The sequence below is a fragment of the Novosphingobium sp. BL-S-24 genome (assembly GCF_055521575.1).
In genome coordinates, this window is record NZ_CM145488.1 from 1,397,782 (window position 1) to 1,418,568 (window position 20,787).

At 63.1% G+C, this 20,787-nt stretch carries 18 protein-coding genes; 11 read left to right on the forward strand and 7 right to left on the reverse strand.

Annotated features, from left to right (window positions below; translation table 11 throughout):
• Positions 1–2: 2 nt before the first annotated feature.
• From ACZ1JM_RS11925 to lgt, 3 genes are read right to left on the reverse strand one after another with little or no spacing between them, the layout of a single operon-like run.
• A complete protein-coding gene (locus tag ACZ1JM_RS11925; protein ID WP_465132619.1) occupies positions 3–527 on the reverse strand; it encodes a DUF2306 domain-containing protein in 525 nt (174 codons plus the stop codon).
• Positions 503–1,567 (reverse strand): class I SAM-dependent methyltransferase, encoded by a 1,065-nt coding sequence (locus ACZ1JM_RS11930; protein ID WP_465132620.1) that lies wholly within the window; start codon positions 1,565–1,567, stop codon positions 503–505. Before ACZ1JM_RS11930 ends, ACZ1JM_RS11925 begins: the two co-directional genes overlap by 25 nt.
• 8 nt (positions 1,568–1,575) lie before the next feature.
• A complete protein-coding gene (gene lgt / locus ACZ1JM_RS11935) occupies positions 1,576–2,475 on the reverse strand; it encodes a prolipoprotein diacylglyceryl transferase (RefSeq protein ID WP_465135052.1) in 900 nt (299 codons plus the stop codon).
• Positions 2,476–2,674: 199 nt separating this feature from the next.
• Between lgt and ACZ1JM_RS11940 the strand changes: the two genes are divergently transcribed.
• From ACZ1JM_RS11940 to ACZ1JM_RS11950, 3 genes are all read left to right on the forward strand, one after another.
• On the forward strand, positions 2,675–5,428 hold the full coding sequence (locus tag ACZ1JM_RS11940) for a [protein-PII] uridylyltransferase (protein WP_465132621.1): 2,754 nt from the start codon (positions 2,675–2,677) through the stop codon (positions 5,426–5,428).
• Between the two features lie 70 nt (positions 5,429–5,498).
• Complete coding sequence (locus tag ACZ1JM_RS11945) at positions 5,499–6,653, forward strand: patatin-like phospholipase family protein (RefSeq protein ID WP_465132622.1); 1,155 nt, start codon at positions 5,499–5,501, stop codon at positions 6,651–6,653.
• Positions 6,650–7,429: a 3-hydroxybutyrate dehydrogenase gene (locus ACZ1JM_RS11950; protein ID WP_465132623.1), complete on the forward strand. Its 780-nt coding sequence runs from the start codon at positions 6,650–6,652 to the stop codon at positions 7,427–7,429. Before ACZ1JM_RS11945 ends, ACZ1JM_RS11950 begins: the two co-directional genes overlap by 4 nt.
• Before the next feature lie 45 nt (positions 7,430–7,474).
• Here ACZ1JM_RS11950 and ACZ1JM_RS11955 read toward each other — a convergent pair whose 3' ends face one another.
• Both ACZ1JM_RS11955 and gltX read right to left on the reverse strand, forming a co-directional pair.
• Positions 7,475–8,503, reverse strand: coding sequence for an aspartate-semialdehyde dehydrogenase (locus ACZ1JM_RS11955; protein WP_465132624.1), 1,029 nt, complete (start codon positions 8,501–8,503; stop codon positions 7,475–7,477).
• 240 nt (positions 8,504–8,743) lie between these two features.
• Positions 8,744–10,075 carry a glutamate--tRNA ligase gene (gene gltX / locus ACZ1JM_RS11960; protein ID WP_465132625.1) on the reverse strand — a complete coding sequence of 444 codons (1,332 nt, stop codon included), beginning with the start codon at positions 10,073–10,075 and terminating at the stop codon, positions 8,744–8,746.
• Between the two features lie 236 nt (positions 10,076–10,311).
• Between gltX and ACZ1JM_RS11965 the strand changes: the two genes are divergently transcribed.
• Positions 10,312–10,524: a hypothetical protein gene (locus tag ACZ1JM_RS11965; RefSeq protein ID WP_465132626.1), complete on the forward strand. Its 213-nt coding sequence runs from the start codon at positions 10,312–10,314 to the stop codon at positions 10,522–10,524.
• A 63-nt stretch (positions 10,525–10,587) separates the two neighbouring features.
• The gene (locus tag ACZ1JM_RS11970; RefSeq protein ID WP_465132627.1) at positions 10,588–10,722 is read left to right on the forward strand and encodes a hypothetical protein; all 135 of its coding nucleotides are present in this window, start codon (positions 10,588–10,590) and stop codon (positions 10,720–10,722) included.
• Positions 10,723–10,871: 149 nt separating this feature from the next.
• Here ACZ1JM_RS11970 and ACZ1JM_RS11975 read toward each other — a convergent pair whose 3' ends face one another.
• Entirely contained in the window at positions 10,872–11,042 is a 171-nt protein-coding gene (locus ACZ1JM_RS11975; RefSeq protein WP_465132628.1) for a hypothetical protein, read from the reverse strand.
• A 166-nt stretch (positions 11,043–11,208) separates the two neighbouring features.
• Between ACZ1JM_RS11975 and ACZ1JM_RS11980 the strand changes: the two genes are divergently transcribed.
• From ACZ1JM_RS11980 to recQ, 6 genes are all read left to right on the forward strand, one after another.
• A complete protein-coding gene (locus tag ACZ1JM_RS11980; protein ID WP_465132629.1) occupies positions 11,209–12,195 on the forward strand; it encodes an ArsR/SmtB family transcription factor in 987 nt (328 codons plus the stop codon).
• Positions 12,192–13,097, forward strand: coding sequence for a methylenetetrahydrofolate reductase [NAD(P)H] (gene metF, locus ACZ1JM_RS11985; protein ID WP_465132630.1), 906 nt, complete (start codon positions 12,192–12,194; stop codon positions 13,095–13,097). The genes ACZ1JM_RS11980 and metF overlap by 4 nt, the downstream gene beginning before the upstream one ends.
• Positions 13,094–14,140, forward strand: a complete 1,047-nt coding sequence (locus ACZ1JM_RS11990) for a homocysteine S-methyltransferase family protein (RefSeq protein ID WP_465132631.1) — start codon at positions 13,094–13,096, stop codon at positions 14,138–14,140. The genes metF and ACZ1JM_RS11990 overlap by 4 nt, the downstream gene beginning before the upstream one ends.
• A gap of 11 nt (positions 14,141–14,151) precedes the next feature.
• Positions 14,152–14,688, forward strand: a complete 537-nt coding sequence (locus ACZ1JM_RS11995; protein ID WP_465132632.1) for an N-acetyltransferase family protein — start codon at positions 14,152–14,154, stop codon at positions 14,686–14,688.
• A 16-nt stretch (positions 14,689–14,704) separates the two neighbouring features.
• The gene (metH, locus tag ACZ1JM_RS12000) at positions 14,705–17,332 is read left to right on the forward strand and encodes a methionine synthase (RefSeq protein ID WP_465132633.1); all 2,628 of its coding nucleotides are present in this window, start codon (positions 14,705–14,707) and stop codon (positions 17,330–17,332) included.
• Positions 17,333–17,417: 85 nt separating this feature from the next.
• Complete coding sequence (gene recQ / locus ACZ1JM_RS12005) at positions 17,418–19,298, forward strand: DNA helicase RecQ (RefSeq protein WP_465132634.1); 1,881 nt, start codon at positions 17,418–17,420, stop codon at positions 19,296–19,298.
• Positions 19,299–19,337: 39 nt separating this feature from the next.
• Here recQ and ACZ1JM_RS12010 read toward each other — a convergent pair whose 3' ends face one another.
• Entirely contained in the window at positions 19,338–20,759 is a 1,422-nt protein-coding gene (locus tag ACZ1JM_RS12010; protein ID WP_465132635.1) for a L,D-transpeptidase family protein, read from the reverse strand.
• Between the last annotated feature and the right edge of the window lie 28 nt (positions 20,760–20,787).

The window sequence follows — 20,787 nt, forward strand, 5'->3', positions numbered from 1 at the left end:
GATCAGCTGAACAGCCAGTGTCCGAGCAGGCGGTCGAACGGGAAGGTAAAGAATCCCGCGATCAGCAATGCCCCGATGATCAGCCCGCGAACCGTGCGCCGATGCTGGTCGACCCTGTGCTTTCGCGCGTTGATCACAAGGACGGGGACCAGCACAATCGTCAGCACCGACAGGGCGTGGATCGGGCTGAAGTGTCCGGGCCTGCTGGTAGTGACGAACAGGCTGTCGATTGCCGTCAGCAGCATCGCCGCCGACCAGATGTAGCCGATCTGACGATGCGCCGGCGTTCCTCGCGCTCGCCACAGCAGAACCGGCGTAAGCACCAGGGCGAGCATGATCGTTGCGAGATGGAGCCACACGACGCCGGGTATTTTCGGCCAGTCCGCGATCCCCTTCGTCAGCGCGGCAACGATGAACGCCAGCATGACAAGGGCCAGACCGCCCATAACCTTTTCCAGCCGGTCCGGCACGGTAGCAGCTATCGCCGGTCGCTGTGCAATGGTCAAAATCCTGCTCCGGCTGGCCATGAGGGGGCGGCAAGGCCCATCACCTTGAAGAGATCGCCCATCTGATCGTCATCCACCAGCCTGTCGCGAGCAGCTTTTATCGATGGCGCCTGCGAAGGGGAGCCAGCGGCAAGTTGCTCGGCGCGCATATCGATGCCCAGAGCGCGCAGGAACAGCCCTTGCGTGGTGGTGCCAAGATGCCGGGCTCCATTCGCCTGTGCCACTTCCACCATCGTCGCGAAATCGACGAGGCAGGTAAGGTCCGCCTCTCCGGGAAATGCGAAAGGATCGACTTTCGTATGATCCTTGATCGCCTGCAGCGTCGAGCCGGTGCGCCTTTCGGCATATCCATAGTCGATCAACAGCGCCGCGCCGCCCTGAACGGCCATCCTGCCCGCTATTTCATCCACGACGGTCGCGGCGCCGGGGCATGTCTCGACGATCGTCTGTTCGGGACTGTCGATCCAATCGTCCGGAACGGCGGCATCCATGGGGCGATCGCCCGCGACCGGCACGAAACGCGGTGGACCATCGTCGACGGGGCGGAAATCCACGACGCGCTCCCGCCAGCCTTGGTCCGTCTTGACCAACTGGCGCACCGGCAACGCATCGAGGAATTCGTTACCGACGATCAGCAGCGGAGCATCGGTGGGAACAGTCGCCAGATCATCATGCCATGACGCGTCCGGCACCGCGTCCCGCTGAAGCTTTCGCAACGCTTGCGATCCCTCCACGAAATGGACCTTCGGAGTCAGGCCCTGCCGCTTCATGACCCGCAAGGCATCGCGGGCGAGCGTCCCCCGCCCCGGTCCCAACTCAACGTAGTGGACTGTGGCCGGACCGCCTGCCCGGGTCCAGATATCGGTCAGCCACAGACCGATCAGTTCGCCGAACATCTGGCTGATTTCCGGCGCGGTGATGAAGTCACCCCCACCACCCAAAGGATCTTTGCCCGCGTAATATCGGGCATTCGATTCGCCCATGAACTGCTGAAGCGTGATCGGCCCGAAGTTGGCGATCAGTCGCTGGAACGATGCAGCGAGCGACTCTTGGGCATCCATCGCGACGCTCAGGTGATCTCGATCGGGCGACGGGTGGAAAGGGCAGGCCGGACAAGCGCGCGACCAACCAGCAACAGCCCCAGAAGGATCAGCGGAATGGTCAGCCATTGCCCCATCGACAGACCGGTCGCCTGTGCGAACTGCTGCAGCTGGGCATCGGGTTCACGGAAGAATTCGACGGTGAAGCGTGCTGCGGCGATACCGGCAGTGAACACGCCGACCAGCAGCCCCGGGCGGAACCGCGCTTTGGTTTTCCAGAACAGCGCCAGCATGATCACGATCATCAGCAGGCCTTCCAACGCCGCTTCGTAAAGCTGGCTTGGGTGGCGCGGCAGTGGCCCGGCGTCTGGGAATACCATCGCCCAAGGCAGATTGGGATTGGTCACCACCCTGCCCCACAGCTCTCCATTGATGAAGTTCGCCAGCCGCCCAAACAGCATGCCGAACGGCACGCAGACCGCGATGTAATCGGCGACGCGCAGGAAGTTCAGCTTGTTTCGCCAGGAAACCCACGACAGCGCGAGCAAAACCCCGATCAGTCCGCCGTGGAAGCTCATCCCTCCGTGCCACAGCTTCAGCAGTTCGCTGGGATGCGCCCAAAGGCTGGGAATATTCGAGCTACCACCGGTATAAAACGTGGCGTACCCTAACCGGCCCCCCAGGATGATGCCCAGCGTGCAGTAGAAGAACAGATCGTCTGCATGGCGCTGGGCCAGCGGGGCGCCCGGCGCCTTGATCATCCGGCCAAGGTGCCAGTACCCCAGCAGGATGCCCGCCAGATAGGCGAGCGAATACCAGCGCAGTTCGAAGCTGCCGATGCGGAACAGATAGTTTTTGAGACCCAGGTTCACCCAGTAAATGGGTTCGGGCGCTTCTGCCGCGGCGGCGGCAAGCAGTGTCAGCGACAAGTGTTGGACCTCGTGTGCTTCATGTCCGGATGGGCTGGTCCAGCGAGCAGAACCGCTCGCCTTCGATCGTCGGCCTTCTGGCATAGCCCGGTGCGCGATGGTAGCCAGCAATTCATATCTGCCTGCCATAATCGACAACGAGGCATCGAATATGCCTCCCGGCTTTCCCTTGGGGCCGGCAATCTCTAGATGCAGGACCATGAGCAGCGTGATCCGTATCCCTTCCCCGCGTTCCGTGATCGATCGGCGCGAACTGACCACCGTCATCGACAAGCTGGTGGAGGCATACGGCCCTTCCAAAGGCCGACAATTCATTGTCGAAGCCTTGCGCGATGCGCTGGCGCGGGGGCGGGAGGAAATCGCCCGGCGCCTGATCGACAAACCCTCTGCCGGGCACGAAGTCGCCGAGGCGCAGGCGTTCCTCGTGGACCAGCTTATCCGGGTGATGCACGATCACGTCACCACCAACGTCTACCCCGCCGGCAACCGGTCGAAGGGGGAGCGGCTGACGATCGTGGCGGTCGGCGGATATGGTCGCGGAGAAATGGCCCCGCACTCCGACGTCGATATCGCGTTCCTCACCCCGATCAAGCAGACGCCGTGGTGCGAGCAGGTGATCGAGGCGATGCTGTATTTCATGTGGGATCTGGCGCTGAAGGTCGGCCACTCCAGCCGGTCGCTGGATGACATGGTCCGCATGTCGAAATCGGACCTGACGATCCGCACCGCCATGCTCGAAGGCCGCTACGTCTGGGGCGATCAGGAATTGTACGAGGAAGCGCGCACCCGCTTCTTCAAGGACGTGGTTTCCGGGACCGAGCGCCAGTTCGTGGTCGAAAAACTGGCCGAGCGGGAAGAACGCCACAAGCGCATGGGGGACAGCCGCTATGTGGTCGAACCGAACATCAAGGAAGGCAAGGGCGGCCTGCGCGATCTGCACACCCTCTACTGGATCGGCAAATATATCCACAAGGTGCGCGACCCGTCCGAACTGGTCGCAGTGGGGCTGCTGACCCACAAGGAGTACCGTGCTTTCCGCCGCGCCGAGAGCTTCTTCTGGGCGGTGCGCTGCCACCTGCACACGATCACGCGCCGCGCCGAGGACCGGCTGACCTTCGATATGCAGCGCGAAGTGGCGAGCCGCATGAATTTCTCGGACCGCCCCGGCAAGAGCGCCGTCGAGCGGTTCATGCAGATGTTCTTCCTGCAGGCGAAGATCGTCGGCAATCTGACCGGTGTGTTCCTGGCGCAGCTGGATGATCAGTTCGCCAAGCGGCAACCGCGCGGCCTGCTGGCGGGTTTCCGTGCCAAGGAGCGGATGCTCAAGGGATACAAGGTTTTCGGCGGACGGCTGAAGGCACCGTCGGACGACTGGTTCGCCGCCGATCCGATCCGCCTGATAGAAATCTTCGTGCTGGCGGACCGCGAGCACCTGGAAATCCACCCCGGCACGATGCGCCTGATCGCTCGCGACGCCGTGCTCATCAAGGATGACTTGCGCAACGACAAGCGCGCCAACGACCTGTTCATGGAACTGCTGACCAGCCGCAATGGCCCGGAAGTTGCGCTGCGCAACTTCAACGAGGCCGGCGTCTTCGGCCGCTTCGTAACCGAGTTCGGCCGCGTGAACGCGCAGATGCAATTCGACATGTATCACCACTACACGGTGGACGAGCACACCATCCGGGCGATCGGCCTGCTGGCCCGGATCGAGAAAGGCGAGCTGAAACAGGACCACCCCCTCTCGCACGAGATCATCCACAAGCTACGCTCACGCCGCGCGCTCTACGTCGCGACTTTGTTGCATGACATCGCCAAAGGCCGTCGCGGCGACCATTCGGTTCTGGGCGCGGACATCGCGCTGAAACTGTGTCCGCGTTTCGGCTTGAATGAGGAAGAGACCGAGCTGGTTTCCTGGATGGTGCGCCACCACCTGCTGATGTCAGCCACCGCCTTCAAGCGCGACCTTTCGGATGCCAAGACGATCTCCAACTTCGTGGAAGTCGTCCAGTCAGTGGATCGCCTGAGGCAGCTTACCATCCTGACCATCGTCGATATTCGCGCTGTCGGTCCGGGCACCTGGAATTCCTGGAAGCGCCAGTTGATTGCGACGCTGTACGGCGCATCCGAAGAGCGCCTGCGGCTGGGCCATGCCGAGTTCGGACGGAGCCAGAGGGTCGAGGCCAAAAAGGCCGCAGTCGCGGAACAGGGATTGCAATACCCGGCGCTGATCGACGAAGTTGGCCCCATGCTGAGCGATGCCTACTGGATCGCCGAGCCGGAAGACGTCATCGCCAAGAACCTTGCGGGGCTTGCTGTGGCCGAAGATCGCCCGCTGTCGATCTTCACCGAATATTACCCGGCTCGCGGCGCCACGCTGGTGACCGTGATCGCATCGGACCACCCCGGCCTGTTCTACCGCATCGCGGGCGGCATCCATCTGGCCGGCGGCAACATTATCGACGCGCGCATCCACACCACCCGCACCGGCAGGGCCGTCGACAACTTTCTTATTCAAGACCCGCTCGGCCGCCCCTTTATGGAAGAAACCCAGCTCGAGCGGCTACGCTTGGCGATCGAAAATGCGCTGGCCAATCGCATCCAGATCCTGCCGCAGCTGGTGGCCAAGCCCGACGCCCGTCCGCGTGCCGACGCTTTCGATGTTCGGCCCCGTGTCCTGTTCGACAACAAGGCCTCCAATCGCTTCACGGTCGTCGAGGTCAATTCGCGCGATCGCCCCGCCTTGCTCAATCGGCTGGCGCACGCCTTGTTCGAATCGAAGCTGATGGTCCACTCCGCCCATATCGCCACCTATGGGGAACGGGCGGCGGACACGTTCTACGTCACGGATCTCCTGGGCGAAAAACTGACTGCACCGCAGCGCCTCAAGGCGCTGGAGCGCAATCTGCTGGACGCGGCGAGCGAGCAGACGGCGGACCTGACCCCTGCGTGACGGTGAAAATGGAACCACTCCCAGCGACCAGTTGTTGCACTGCAGCATTCACTCCGATCGAGGCAAATTCATGAAATCCCCGATTACCGAACCCCATACAGTGCTGGTTCTTCAAGGCGGTGGGGCTTTGGGCGCGTATCAGGCCGGTGTCTACGAAGCCCTGGCCGATGCGAACGTGGAGCCCGACTGGGTGGCAGGAATCTCCATCGGTGCGATCAACGCCGCCATCATCGCCGGCAATGCCCCTGAAGATCGGCTTCCGGCCCTTCACCGTTTCTGGAACATGGTATCGCGGGAATTGCCGTACCGTCTTGCCGAGCCGATCGGCTTTGCGCGCCGCGCGATGAACGAAGTTTCGGCGCAGTACACCGCCATGTTCGGCTCCCCCGGGTTCTTTACCCCACGCCTGCCCACACCGCTGCCGGAGTGGCCCGCCAACCTCGATCGCCTGAGCTATTACGACACCACGCCGCTGCGCGCGACATTGCTCGATCTGGTCGATTTCGACCGGCTGAACCGGGCGGAAATGCGATTCAGCGTGGGCGCGGTGAACATGCTCAACGGCAACTTCGCCTATTTCGACAATACCGAACGCACGATCATTCCCGAGCACATCATGGCCAGCGGCGCCTTGCCACCGGGCTTTCCGCCGGTCGAGATCGACGGAGAATGGTACTGGGACGGCGGCCTCGTCTCGAACACCCCGCTGCAGTACGTGCTCGACAATCGCAGCCCCGATGAAATGACGATCTACCAGGTCGATCTGTTCAGTTCGCGCGGGATCGTGCCGCAAACGATGGCCGACATCGCCCAGCGCGAAAAGGACATCCGCTATTCCAGCCGCACCCGGTTAAATACCGATATGTCCAAGGCCCTGCAGAAGATGCGCGCTGCAGCCAAGCGCCTCGCGCGCAAGCTGCCGGAAGGGTTCGCCGATGATCCGGACCTTGCCCGTCTTCTCGATTGCCAGCCCGCCGGGGCGGTCGCCGTGATGCATCTGATCAATCGTGCGCATGGCTACGAAAGCAACTCCAAGGACTACGAATTTTCCCGCCAGACGGTGGACGAACACTGGGGCTGCGGCCATTTCGATGCCGTGCAATCCCTGCATCACCCGGATTGGGTCAACCGCAGCCTTAGCCCGGATGAGATCGTGACGTTCGATCTGGCCGGTGACCGCGTAAACAACCCGATAGCATCACATGCCAACGGAGAAGCTGCATGAAGCTCAAGGATAAAGTCTGCATCATCACCGGCGCTGCCAGCGGCATCGGCAAGTCGATCGCGGATCGCTACGCGGCGGAAGGAGCGAAAGTGGTCATCGCCGACCTTAATCTTGAGGCGGCGCAGAAAGCCGCTGACGATATATCAGGATCGGGCGGCACCGCGATGGCCGTGGCCATGGACGTGACCGACGAAGATCAGGTCAATGCCGGTGTCGCGCAAGTTGTAGAGGCTTGGCGCACGGTCGACGTGCTCGTCTCCAACGCGGGCATCCAGATCGTCAATCCGGTCGAGAAGTACGAATACAGCGACTGGAAAAAGATGCTGGCGATCCATCTCGACGGCGCGTTCCTGACGTCCAAGGCGGTCCTGCCGCACATGTATGCGCAAGGCTCGGGATCGGTGATCTTCATGGGATCGGTCCACTCCAAGGAAGCCAGCCCGCTGAAAAGCGCCTACGTCACTGCCAAGCATGGGTTGCTGGGTCTGTCGCGCGTGATCGCCAAGGAGGGCGGCAAGAAAGGCGTGCGCACCAACGTGATCTGCCCCGGCTTCGTACGCACGCCGCTGGTGGACAAACAGATTCCCGAACAGGCCAAGGAGCTGAACATCTCCGAAGAGGAGGTGGTGCAGCGGGTGATGCTGGGCCAGACGGTGGACGGCGAATTCACGACCGTCGAGGACATCGCCGAAGTCGCTCTGTTCTTCGCCGCGTTCCCCACCAATGCCTTGACCGGGCAGGCGCTCGTCGCCAGCCACGGCTGGTTCCTGGAGTAAGGCAGGCATGGCGAGCGGCCCGCCTCAGGCCGCTCGCCCACCGCATCAGCCCAGCAGGACTTCGGCGATCTGCACCGCGTTCAGCGCGGCGCCCTTGCGCAGATTATCGTTCGAGAGGAACAGCGCGAGACCGTGCTCCACCGTAGGGTCGCGGCGCACGCGGCCTACGAACACCGGGTCCTTGCCGGTGGCATCCAGCGGGTTGGGCACTTCCGTGACGACGACGCCGACAGTCGAACCCAGCAGTTCCAAAGCACGCTCGGGGCTGATCGCCCGATCGAATTCCGCGTTGATCGACAGCGAATGGCCCGTGAACACGGGCACGCGCACGCAAGTGCCGGACACCGGGAGGCCAGGGATTTCAAGGATCTTGCGGCTTTCGTCGCGCAGCTTGATCTCTTCCTCGGTGTAGCCGTCCTCGGCATAGACGTAGTTCAGCGGCACCACGTTGTTGGCGATCGGCACTGCCCATTTTTCAGCCGCAGGCAGCAGACCCGCAGCATCGCCGCTGGCCAAGTCACGGCTCTTGCCGCCGACATGATCGATCTGGCTGGCGAGGACTTCGATCCCTTCCAGGCCACCGCCCGATACCGCCTGATACGTGGAGACCACCAGCTTCTTGAGGCCCGCTTCCTCGTGCAGAGGGCGAAGGACCGGCATGGCGGCCATCGTCGTGCAGTTAGGGTTGGCGACGATACCCTTAGGCAGGTTCGCCAGTGCGTGCGGGTTCACTTCCGCCACGACCAGCGGCACTTCGGGGTCCGAACGCCACGCCGAGCTGTTGTCGATCACGATGGCGCCCGCCGCAGCGGCCTTGGGTGCCAGCGCCTTCGACGTCGATCCGCCGGCCGAGAACAGCACGACGTCCAGCCCCGAAAAGTCAGCGGTTGCAGCGTCTTCCACGACCACGCCGTCCAGTTCCTTGCCCGCCGAGCGAGCGGACGCGAACAGGCGCAGGCTGGCGAGCGGGAAATTGCGTTCGGCAAGGATCTCGCGGATCATCGAACCGACTAGGCCGGTCGCGCCGACGACGCCGACATTGAGCTTCTGACCGGGGGCAAACTTTTGAACCATGGCTATGCGTCTCCTATCTGGGGAGCAGTGCGAGGTTCGTGTCTTTCAAGTTGAAGATCCCCGCCTGCCGTAATGCGGGGTCGATGTCCGGGTGTGGCTTTAGATCATGCACACCACCGACACCGACCGCGCAATAACGGTCGGTTTCGGGGTAATAATAATGATCGGCTTGGCGAACATGGCCGCGCCACTAGCGACAAGCGGTAGCGGTGTAAACCACAATTTTATTGCGCAAGATGATCAGGCGACTGACTGCAATCGCTCCCGCGCCTTGTCTTGACCGATCAACGGCAAGAGCGCGCCCATGTCCGGGCCGTGATCCATGCCGGTGAGAGCCTGGCGCAATGGCAGGAACAGCGCCTTGCCCTTGCGGCCGGTTTTTTCTTTCAACGCGTTGGTCAGCGTTTTCCAGACGCCGTCATCCCACGCCACGGATGACACGACCTCGGCAGCCTGCACGCAAAAGGCGCGGTCCTCGTCGCTCATCGCTGGTATGGTGACCGGACCAGTGACGACCTGCCACCAATCCCCGGCATCCTCGACCCGCGTCAGGTTGGGGCGTATCGCTTCCCACGCCGCGTCGTCCATACCGCCGGGCAGGCGATCGCGTACAGCGTCGAACGACAACCCATGGACGACAGCCGCGTTGACCCGTTCCAGTTCGGCTTCATCGAACCGGGCCGGTGCGCGCCCGAAGCGCGACAGGTCGATACTAGCCGCCAGCCCCTCAAGCCCGAGCGCCGGATCGACCGGATCGCTTGTGCCCAACCGGCCCAGCAAAGCCACCAGAGCCTGCGGCTCGACGCCGATCTCGCGGAAGTGCGCCACGCCCAGGGACCCGAGGCGCTTCGACAGCTTGCCTTCCGTACCGACCAGCAGCGCCTCATGCGCGAAGGCCGGGATCGGGGCGCCGAGCGCGGTGAACATCTGCAATTGGGTGGCTGTGTTGGACACGTGATCTTCGCCGCGCAGGATCTGCGTGACGCCCATCGCAGCATCGTCGATCACGGATGGCAGCATATAAAGCCATGACCCATCCGCGCGGCGGATCACCGGGTCGCTCATCTGGGCAGGATCGAATTTCTGAGGTCCGCGAATGCCATCATCCCACTCGATCGCCTCATCCCGGTTCAGCAGGAAGCGCCAGTGCGGAAGGTCTCCGGCAGCGATCCTCGCAGCCTTCTCCTCCTCACTCAGCGACAGGGCGGCACGATCGTAGATCGGCGGCAACCCACGCCCGAGCAGGACCTTGCGCTTCAGCTCCAGTTCCTGCGGGCTTTCCCAGCACGGATAAACCCTGCCTTCGGCCCGAAGGCGATCAAACGCGTCTTCGTAGATCGCGAAGCGGGAAGACTGGCGTTCCTCGCCATCGATAGTAAGGCCGAGCCAGGCGAGGTCGGTCCTGATCGCGTCGACATATTCCTCTTTGGAACGCGCCGCATCGGTATCGTCTATGCGCAGCAGGAACCGCCCGCCGGCCTTGTGGGCCAGCAACCAGTTATGGAGCGCGGCGCGGATATTGCCGACATGGAGCGTGCCGGTAGGCGACGGGGCGAAACGAGTGACTGTCATACCGGCGCGTTACGGGCCTGCGTGCGGCAGGTCAATTTCGCTGAGCGCGCCGCAGTGGTCGCTTGCTTATAGGCGCTGTGACGCCCATATCAGTCCTATCGTGGACATTGACGCCGTAGGCAGTCCCGACTGAGAGCCATCATGCTCCCGCTTACGCAGTGGAGCTTGCCGATGGACGCAACGATCCCCCTTTCGCACTCGCTTTACGCGCTGGTTTTCAACCAGTGAGCCGGGCGATGAACGTGAGTTTGCCGGAGGCAGACGTGGCCGCCATGTGCGCCAAGCTGGGCGTGTCGGTCAGCGCGATCGAATCCCTGCCATCGGGCGGAACGCACCTGGTCTGCACCAGGGAGGAAGGGGCGGAAACCATGCGCCTCAAGCTCAAGAGCCATCTGGTGGAAGGCGTGGTGAAGCGCTTTCCCTTCTATCGCGCCCGAGGGCCATGGTGACATCGGCTCTGCCGAAAGATGCCCCTCATCTGACTGATATCCTACAAACCGTGGAGACCACCAATGGCCAAGTCCCAGAAGCGCAGTAATCGCGAAGTGCGCAAGCCCAAGACATCGAAGGCCAAGCCTTCGGCCCCGGTCGGCATTGCCGCTTCGTCGCAAGTGATAGCCGCCGTCCGCAAGACGCAGGACAAATAGCGCGACGCTCAGGCCCTTTATGGAAACAAAAAACCCTCCCGATCGGGAGGGTTTCTGTCCATCCTGGGACGGACTTTCCGCAGGTTCCGAAGAACGGCAGAAAGCGGTGGGGCCGGCCGGCCATAAAGGCTGGCGCAACCCTCAGCCGATTACATGGCCTCGGACGCTGCCTCGGTCGGTACGTCGGTGGCGTCACCGGTCATCAGCTCTTCAGGAGTGGTTTCAACCGACTCGGTGGCTTCAGGAGCCGGCGTGCCGCCACAGGCAGCGAGCGACAGAGCGGCAACCGACGCGAACGCCGCGAAAGCAATCTTCTTCATGTGAATCCCCTTGCATTGTTTGGCCCATAGGCCAACGCGTGCAGGCAAGCCTGCAGCGCCGTTCTTAGACGAGAGCATGGTGCAACGCAAATACCAATGAATATGGCGCAAACCCGCCGTTTTCGTGGGCTTGCGAACATATAAAGATATCTTTATATGACCGGTCATGCAGATCGACCCCCTCCTTCGTGCTCTGTCAGAGCCGACGCGCCTGCGCATCATGCGCCTGCTCGCGCACATGGAGCTGGCGGTCGGCGAACTGGCGCAAGTGCTGGATCAAAGCCAGCCCCGCGTCTCGCGCCACATCCGCATTCTGTGCGACGCTGGCCTTGCCGAGCGGCGCAAGGAAGGCAGCTGGGTCTTCCTGCGCAGCGCGGTGAGCGAGGACGGCGCACCGACCATGGGCACTGCCGCCGCCCGGCTGCTGCGCATCGCCGAACGCGACGACGCGGAGTTTTCCGAACGCTGCGCCGAAGATCGCCGCCAGCTTGCCGCCATTCGCGATGCGCGGGAAGCCAGCGCGCAGGCGTATTTCGCCCGCCATGCGGTGGAGTGGGACACGCTTCGGCAATTGCACGGCGCGGATGAGCCGGTGGAGGCCGCCCTTCTCGCCTCTCTGGAAGCACGACCGCTGGGGGCCTTGCTGGACGTCGGCACCGGCACCGGGCGCATGGCCGAAGTCCTGTCCGCTCAGGCGGGCCGCGTCACCGCGCTGGACAAGAGCCCGGAAATGCTACGGATCGCACGCGCCCGGCTGCAATCGTTGCCGGCGGAGAAAGTCGATCTGGTCCAGGGTGATTTTCTGAACCTGCCCTTCGCCGCCGACGCGTTCGACACCGTGCTGTTCCATCAGGTGCTGCACTACGCGCAGGACCCCGGCGCCGTGCTGACCGAGGCCGCCCGCGTCCTGCGCCATGACGGACGCATCGCGGTGGTGGACCTTGCCGCGCATGAGCGGGAGGAACTGCGTGAACGCCACGCCCACGCCCGCCTTGGCTTTTCCGACGACCAGATGCTGACCCTGCTGAGTACTGCAGGCCTGCAACCGTCCGCCCCGGTCACTCTTCCCGGCGATCCGCTGACGGTGAAGATCTGGACCGCCCGCCGCTCATCCGACACCGACATCGCCAGCCGAGAGACCATCCTGACATGACCGCTGCCCAACGCCCCGCAGAAGCACCCTTGTTCGGTGGCCTGCCGGGCGACATTTCCGTGTCCTTCGAATTCTTCCCGCCCAAGTCGCCAAAGATGGAAGAACAGCTATGGGACGCGATCACGCAGTTGGCCCCGCTCGACCCCAGCTTCGTGTCGGTGACCTATGGCGCGGGCGGCTCCACCCGCGAACGTACGCATTCCACCGTCTCGCGTATCGTGCGCGAAACGGCGCTGGTGCCCGCTGCCCACCTTACGTGCGTCGCAGCCAGCAAGGACGAGATCGCCGAGGTCGCGGATCAGTATTGGGAAGCGGGCGTGCGCCACATCGTTGCCCTGCGCGGTGATCCGCCGCCAGCCGACGGCGGGCGCTTCACGCCCCATCCAGACGGCTATTCCAGTGCGGCTGCGCTGGTCGAAGGGCTGAAATCGCGCCATGATTTCGAGATTTCGGTGGCAGCCTACCCGGAGATGCACCCGGAGGCCGTAAGCGCCGAGGACGATCTGGACAACCTGAAGCGCAAGCTGGACGCGGGCGCGAACCGCGCGATCACGCAGTTCTTCTTTTCAACCGACGCCTACTTCCGGTTTCTGGACAAGGCGCTGGCCGCGGGCATCACCGCGCCGATCCTGCCGGGCATCATGCCGGTGACGAGTTTCGCCGCAATCCGGCGCATGAGCGGCAACACGCTCGTGCCCGATTGGCTGGAAACGATGTTCGCCGGGCTGGATGATCGCCCCGGCCCCCGCGCGCTCGTCGCGGCGGTGGCGGCAGCAGACTTGTGCAAGCGTCTCTATGAAGGCGGCGTGCGCGATTTCCATTTCTACACGCTCAACCGGGCGGAGCAGACCTATGCGATCTGCCAGCTGCTCGGCCTGCGACCCAAGGAGACGGCGGCATGAACGCGCGCGACACATTCCTCGCCGAAGCGGCCAAGCGTATTCTCATCACCGATGGCGCGTTTGGCACCGAGATCCAGAACTGGAAGCTGTCCGAAGCCGATTATGCCGGTACGCTCGGGCTGACGCACGACCAGAAGGGCAACAACGACATTCTGGCGCTGACCAAGCCCGAAGTGCCGGAGGCAATCCACCGCGCCTATTTCGAGGCAGGGGCAGACATTGCCGAAACCAACACCTTTTCCGCCAATCGCATCAGCCAGGCCGATTACGGCGCCGAACATCTGGTGCGCGAAATCAACGTCGAATCCGCGCGCCTCGCTCGCCGTCTTGCCAATGAATTTCAGGCGAAGGACGGCCGCCCCCGCTTCGTCGCCGGTGCCATCGGACCCACGAACAAGACCCTGTCGCTCAGCCCCGACGTCAACGATCCGGGCTATCGGGAGATCGACTGGGATACGCTGGTCGATGTCTACAAGGAGCAGGCCGCGGCGCTGGTCGAAGGCGGGGCCGACTTCATCCTGATCGAAACCGTGTTCGATACGCTCAACGCCAAGGCCGGGATCATGGCCGTCCGCCTGCTGGAACAGGAACTTGGCCGCGACGTGCCGATCATGCTGTCGATGACGCTGACCGACCTGTCAGGCCGCAATCTGTCTGGCCACACGGTAGAGGCGTTCTGGCATGCCGTGCGTCACGCAAAGCCGGTCACCATCGGCCTCAATTGCTCGTTCGGAGCCACTCAGTTGCGGCCGCACGTCAAGACGCTGTCGGAAACCGCCGACACGCTGATCATGATCTATCCCAATGCCGGATTGCCCAATGAACTGGGCGAATATGACGAGATGCCTGACACCACCGCAGGCTTCGTCGGTGAATGGGCGGTCGCCGGTCAGGTCAACGTGCTGGGCGGATGCTGTGGTTCGACCCCGGCCCACATCGCGGCGATTGCCCGCAAAGTGGCGGGAATGCCCGCGCGCCCGTTGCCAACGCTGGAGCCGATCACCCGCCTCGCCGGGCTGGAACCGTTCCTGATGGCTTCCTGATCGATCGCCGCATGACCGACGCTCCCCTCTGGCGTATCCGCCCGGCTGGCCCGGATGATGCGGAGACCCTGGCGCTGATCGGCGCCGCGACGTTTCTAGAGACGTTCGCGGGGCTGATCGACGGCGCCGGGATCGTGGCGCATTGCCTTCACAAGAACTCGGCCGACAGCTACCGGTCCTATCTCGCCAACGGGGCCAGGGCCTGGCTGGTTGAAATCGAGCCAGGCAACGCGCCCGTTGGCTATGCGCTCACTTGCCCGCCGGAACTGGACCTGGCGCGCCCGGGCGATCTTGAGCTAAAGCGCATTTACCTGCTTTCGCGCTTTCAGGGCCACTCCATTGCTGGGGCGCTCCTGCACCATGCCGTCACCGAAGCAGGCGATGCCGAACGGCTGCTGCTCGGCGTCAAGGCGGACAACATGCGCGCCATTGCGTTCTACGAAAAGAACGGCTTCGAAAAGATCGGCACCCGCCGCTTCGACGTTGGCGGCAAGACATACGACGATTTCGTGCTGGCCCGGCCCTTGCGCCGCGCACAGACCCTCTGATCCATAGAGAATGACAATGACTTCGACAGCATCCTCCGGCGCGCGTTTCGTCAATATCGGTGAGCGGACCAACGTCACCGGCTCGGCCAGGTTCAAGAAGCTGGTCATGGCGGGCGACTATCCCGCGGCAATCGAGGTCGCGCGCCAGCAGGTCGAAAACGGCGCGCAAGTCATCGACGTCAACATGGACGAGGGCCTGCTCGACGCGGTCGAGGCCATGACCACCTACCTCAAGCTGATCGCCGCCGAGCCGGACATCGCGCGCGTGCCGATCATGATCGACAGCTCCAAATGGGACGTGATCGAGGCGGGCCTGAAATGCGTGTCCGGCAAGCCGATCGTCAACTCCATCTCCATGAAGGAGGGCGAGGAGCCATTCCTCGACGCCGCGCGCAAGTGCATGGATTACGGCGCCGCCGTGGTCGTCATGGCCTTCGACGAGACGGGCCAGGCTGATACCAAGGAGCGCAAGATCGAAATCTGCAAGCGCGCCTATGCGCTGCTGACCGGAATCGGCTTTCCGCCCGAAGACATCATCTTCGATCCTAACGTGTTCGCCGTCGCCACCGGGATCGAGGAGCATGACCGCTACGGTCTGGACTTCATCGAAGCGGTGGCCGAAATTCGCGCCGCCTGCCCGCACGTCCACTTCTCGGGCGGGCTATCGAACCTGTCGTTCAGCTTCCGTGGCAACGAGATCGTCCGCCGGGCGATGCACTCGGTATTCCTTTACCACGCGATCCCGGTCGGGCTGGACATGGCGATCGTCAACGCCGGTCAGCTTGACGTCTACGACCAGATCGACCCGGTCCTGCGCGATGCGTGCGAGGATGTGATCCTCATGCGTCGCCCCGGCGTGGGCGAAGACGGCAAGACCGCGACCGAACGGCTGATCGACCTTGCCGAAAGCTACAAGGGCAAGGACACCGTCGCCGAAAAGGCCGCCGAGGAATGGCGCGGATGGGACGTGGTGAAGCGCCTCGAACACGCCTTGGTCAAGGGCATCGACGCCTACGTGGTCGAGGATACCGAGGAAGCGCGCGCGATGATCGACGCTGCCGGAGGCCGCCCGATCGAGGTTATCGAAGGGCCGCTCATGGGCGGCATGAACGTCGTCGGCGATCTGTTCGGCAGCGGGAAGATGTTCCTGCCGCAGGTCGTGAAATCCGCGCGCGTCATGAAAAAGGCCGTGGCGCATCTCATCCCCTTCATCGAGGCATCGAAGGAAGCCGGAGCCAAGGCCAAGGGCCGCATCATCATGGCGACGGTGAAGGGCGATGTGCACGACATCGGCAAGAACATCGTCGGCGTGGTCCTGCAGTGCAACGGCTACGAAGTGATCGACCTTGGCGTGATGGTGCCTTGGCCCAGGATTCTGGAAGCGGCGAACGAGAATCAGGCGGACATCATCGGTCTTTCAGGGCTCATCACCCCGTCGCTGGACGAAATGGTCACCGTGGCCGAGGAAATGCAGCGTGCGGAAATGACGATCCCGCTGCTGATCGGCGGGGCGACCACCTCCAAGGTCCACACCGCGCTGCGCATCGATCCGGCCTACACCGGCCCCGTCATCCACGTCCTCGACGCCAGCCGCGCGGTTGGCGTCGCCTCGCAGTTGCTTTCGGACACGCAGGCAGACGGCTTCAAGTCGTCGGTTTCTATAGACTACGCCAAAGTGCGCGAGGCCCGCGAAGGCAAAGGGCAGAACGATCTGCTCCCCCTGGCAGACGCGCGCGCGAACGCTTTTCCCGCCGACTTCACCCTCAAACCGGCGGCTCCCGTGCAGCCCGGCCTGCATGTGTTTGATCAATGGAACCTCGCGGACCTTGCCGAAACGTTCGACTGGACGCCCTTTTTCCGCGCCTGGGAACTGGCCGGAAACTATCCGAAGATTCTGGAGGACGAAGTCGTCGGCGAAAGCGCGACAAACCTCTTCGCCGATGCTCAGGCGATGCTCCGCAAGATCATCGATGAAAATTGGCTGACCGCCCGTGGTGTCTGCGCCTTCTGGCCGGTCCGCGCTGAGGGCGACGACGTGGTGCTCGACAATGGGACGCGGCTGCCGTTCCTGCGCCAGCAGGTCAAGAAATCCCGCGGCCGCGCCAACTTCTGCCTTAGCGACTTCATTGACCCGGCTGGCGACTGGATGGGCGGTTTCGCCGTCGCCATACACGGCATCGAGCCGCATCTCGCCCGGTTCCAGGCCGCTCACGACGATTACTCGGACATTCTGCTGAAAGCGCTGGCGGACCGTTTTGCGGAGGCTTTTGCCGAGCGCCTCCACGCCCACGTCCGTACGCAGCTATGGGGCTATGCCCCGGACGAACAGTTCACCAACGAAGCCCTGATCCGAGAGGAATATCGCGGCATTCGGCCCGCGCCGGGATACCCCGCCTGCCCGGACCATTCGCTCAAGCCTATCCTGTTCGATCTGCTGCGCGCGCAGGATAACGCAGGGATCGTACTGACCGAAAGCCAGGCGATGCTGCCTACTGCCGCCGTGTCCGGTTTCTATTTCGGCCACCCGGACAGCCAGTACTTCGGCGTGGCGCGCATTGGGCGCGATCAGGTTGAGGATTATGCCGTGCGTCGCGGCGTCGATCTGCCCATCGCCGAAAGGTGGCTCCGCCCCAATCTGGACTGATACTTTCGGTCGCCATACCGCGAAAGCGGAGGATAGCGCCGCAGGATGGTTTCCCTGCGGGGGTAGGCTCTGCCATAGAGGCGGCGTGAACGAAGACGACTGGCCTTTCGAAACGACTTTCTACGGTGAACCCGACCCCGACATGGTCGACACCTACGCCGCTGATGTCGACTGGACACCCGCCCCGCCCCCGAATGCCGAGGCGGTATCCAGCGCCCTACATGACGTCTTCGGTTTCTCCGGGTTTCGCGGCGTACAGGATCAGGTCGTCGATCGGGTTCTGAATGGCCGGTCCACTCTTGCGATCATGCCGACCGGCGCGGGCAAATCGTTGACCTATCAGTTGCCGGCGGTTCTGTTGCCGGGCACCTGCGTCGTCGTCTCGCCTCTCATCGCTTTGATGCATGACCAGTTGCGATCTGCCCGGGCCAACGGCATCCGCGCCGCTACGCTGACCAGCGCGGACAATGACCGGGGGCAGACGCTGGATGCGTTCAGAGCCGGTGAGCTCGACCTGCTATATATCGCCCCCGAACGTGCCAGCCAGCCGTATTTCCGTGACCTGCTGACGAGCGCACGCGTCGGCTTGTTCGCAATCGACGAAGCCCACTGCGTTTCGGAATGGGGCCACGATTTCCGTCCCGACTATCGCCTGCTGCGCCCCCTTCTGGACGCGTTCCCGCACGTGCCGCGTCTGGCGCTGACGGCCACAGCCGATCCGCATACGCGCAGCGACATCCTGACCCAGCTCGGGATTCCCGAGGAAGGCCTGATCGTCGCTGGGTTTGATCGGCCCAACATCCGCTATACGATTAGACCGCGTGAAAACGCTCTGCGGCAGATCAAGGCGGTCGTGGAGGAAAACCCCGGCCCCGGCATCGTCTACGCGCCAACACGCGCCCGGGTAGAGCAACTCGCCGAAAGTCTCGCTGCGGCCACAGGACGGCGGGTGCTGCCTTACCACGCAGGTCTGGACGCTGACGTACGAGCCCGCAACCAAGCGGCTTTTGTTGCTTCCGAAGACATGGTGATGGTCGCCACCGTCGCCTTCGGCATGGGGATCGACAAGCCCGACGTAAGGTTTGTCGCGCATGCCGGCATCCCGAAATCCATCGAAGCGTATTATCAGGAAACAGGGCGCGCCGGTCGTGACGGTGACCCGTCAGTCGCCGTCATGCTATGGGGTGCCGACGATTTTGCGCGGGCGCGTCAACGCCTGTCAGAGATCGAGCCGCATCGCCAGCAGAGCGAACGCCAGAGGCTGGACGCGCTGGCGGGGCTGGTCGAAACGGCGGCGTGTCGCCGGGCCGTACTGCTGCGCCATTTCGGTGAGGACCCACCCCCGACGTGCGGCAACTGCGACAACTGCATCAACCCGGTTGGCGTCGTCGAAGTCACCGACCTTGCCCGCAAGCTGCTGTCGGCCGTCTATCGTACCGGGCAATCCTATGGGCTTGGTCATCTGGAGAAAGTCCTGGGCGGCATTGCCGATGATCGCGTTCTGCAGCGGGGCCACGATCAACTGTCCGTTTTCGGCATCCTGACCGACGAAGACAGGCCGCTATTGAAGCCATTGGCACGGGCGCTGCAAGCCCGCGGCAGCCTGGTGCCCACGGAGCATGGCGGACTTGCGCTGTCCGGCGATGCCCGAGCGATCCTGAAAGGTGAAGCCGCCGTTGCTATCGTCATCCCTCCGAAGACCGAGCGCAAACGGCGCGGGCGCGGTGGCGATCAGGTTGCCAATCCCATCGATGATCCGCTGTTCGATGCCCTACGCGAATTGCGTCGATCTCTGGCTCAGGATGCCGGTGTCCCACCGTACGTCGTATTTCACGACTCAACGCTGCGGGAAATGGCCAGCACGCGCCCTGCCTCGCTATCCGAGTTGGGACGGATCGGCGGCGTCGGCACACGCAAGCTGGATGCGTATGGCGATGCCTTCCTAAATGTCATCCGAGGCTTCTGAACCAGCGCGCTGCTCATCGCAGCGCGCTGGTTCAGATCGTCAGAGGGGATTATCCAGCTTGATGATTGCTTCTTCGCTGGCGCGCTGAGTGGTCTTCAGTTCGCGCGCCGACTGGAAGCTGGCCAATACCGGCGTATCCCGCCCGTAAATGTCGTTGAAGGACTGCAACGTACCGTCGATGGAACGGGCGAAAGTGAAGTAGGTAAGATAGACCGGGAACGTCCGCGTCATCTCCACTTTCTTGTATTCGCCTGCGCGAGACAGTTCCGCCGCATCGGCCGCCGGCATCTGCGCGCCCAGGATCGCCATCGTCATTCCCAGTTCGACCGCCCGCTCGGTACGAATGCAGCCATGGCTGAACGCGCGTACGTCTGAATTGAAATACTGCTTTGACGGGGTGTCATGCAGGTAAATCGCATGCGGGTTGGGCATGTCGATCTTCATCAGGCCAAGCGCATTGTTCGGCCCCGGCTGCTGGACGACGGTGATCGTACCGTCGGCGTTCTTACGCCCCTTATAGTTGTTGGCCGCTGCCCACCGCGGATTGTTCAGGACTTTGGCGCCCAGCCCTTCACCTTTGACGATCGATTGCGGCACGGTCCATGTCGGGTTGAAGACTACCGCGCTTACCGTTTCAGCCAATTGCGGCGTCGCGGTCCGGCCGGGCTTGCCGACAACGGTCTTGTACGTGCGCAGAATTTTGTTTTTCACGACGAGGCGCAGCTGAAATTCAGGCACATTGGTCATCAGATAGACCGGCCCGAGATCGCGAGCGAGCCACCGCCACCGGTCCATGTTCGCCTGAATCAGCGCGCGGCGCGCTTTCGATGCTGTCGGCGTCGCATTGTATTCGGCCTTCAACGCCGCGTAATCGGGGTTGGTGGGGGCCAGCATGTCCACGACGCCGGGTACGTTGTGATCAGCAAGCGCCTGCGTCATGACCTGAGCGGTGGGCATCACGTCCTGATCCGGGTCAATCGCGAACCACTGGACACGCGCTTCCATAGGGGTCCGGCCATCGCGAAGGTCTTCAATCAACCACCCGAACACCCGGCTCGCGAGGACGTTCAACGCATCGCCCTCACCGGAAGCGATCGCCGCCTTGAGAGCGCTGGGCTGGTAATCGGCGGGCCGGAGCCCTTCCTTTCCGATGTAGTCGATGGTCTTCAACAGCGCCTGCGCATCGGCCAGCGTCCATGCCATCACCGGTTCGGTCACGACCACGTCCTGCACGACCGGGGTGGAGGTCGCAGCCGGTAGCGCGGCGCCGTTTACGCCGGGAGAAACCGGCGCAGGTGTGCGCGACGGAACGGGTGCCGGCGGTGCGCTCGGAACGGGCCTGGGCAAAAGGTCCTCCGGCATCTCGGTCTTGATCTTTTGCGCCTGGGCAGTTTGCACGCCCAGAGACATGATCGTTATCGCCGAGATGACACCAGGAGCAAACCGCTTGAAACTCACCATATTTCCTTGAAACCTGCCGATTGGATGC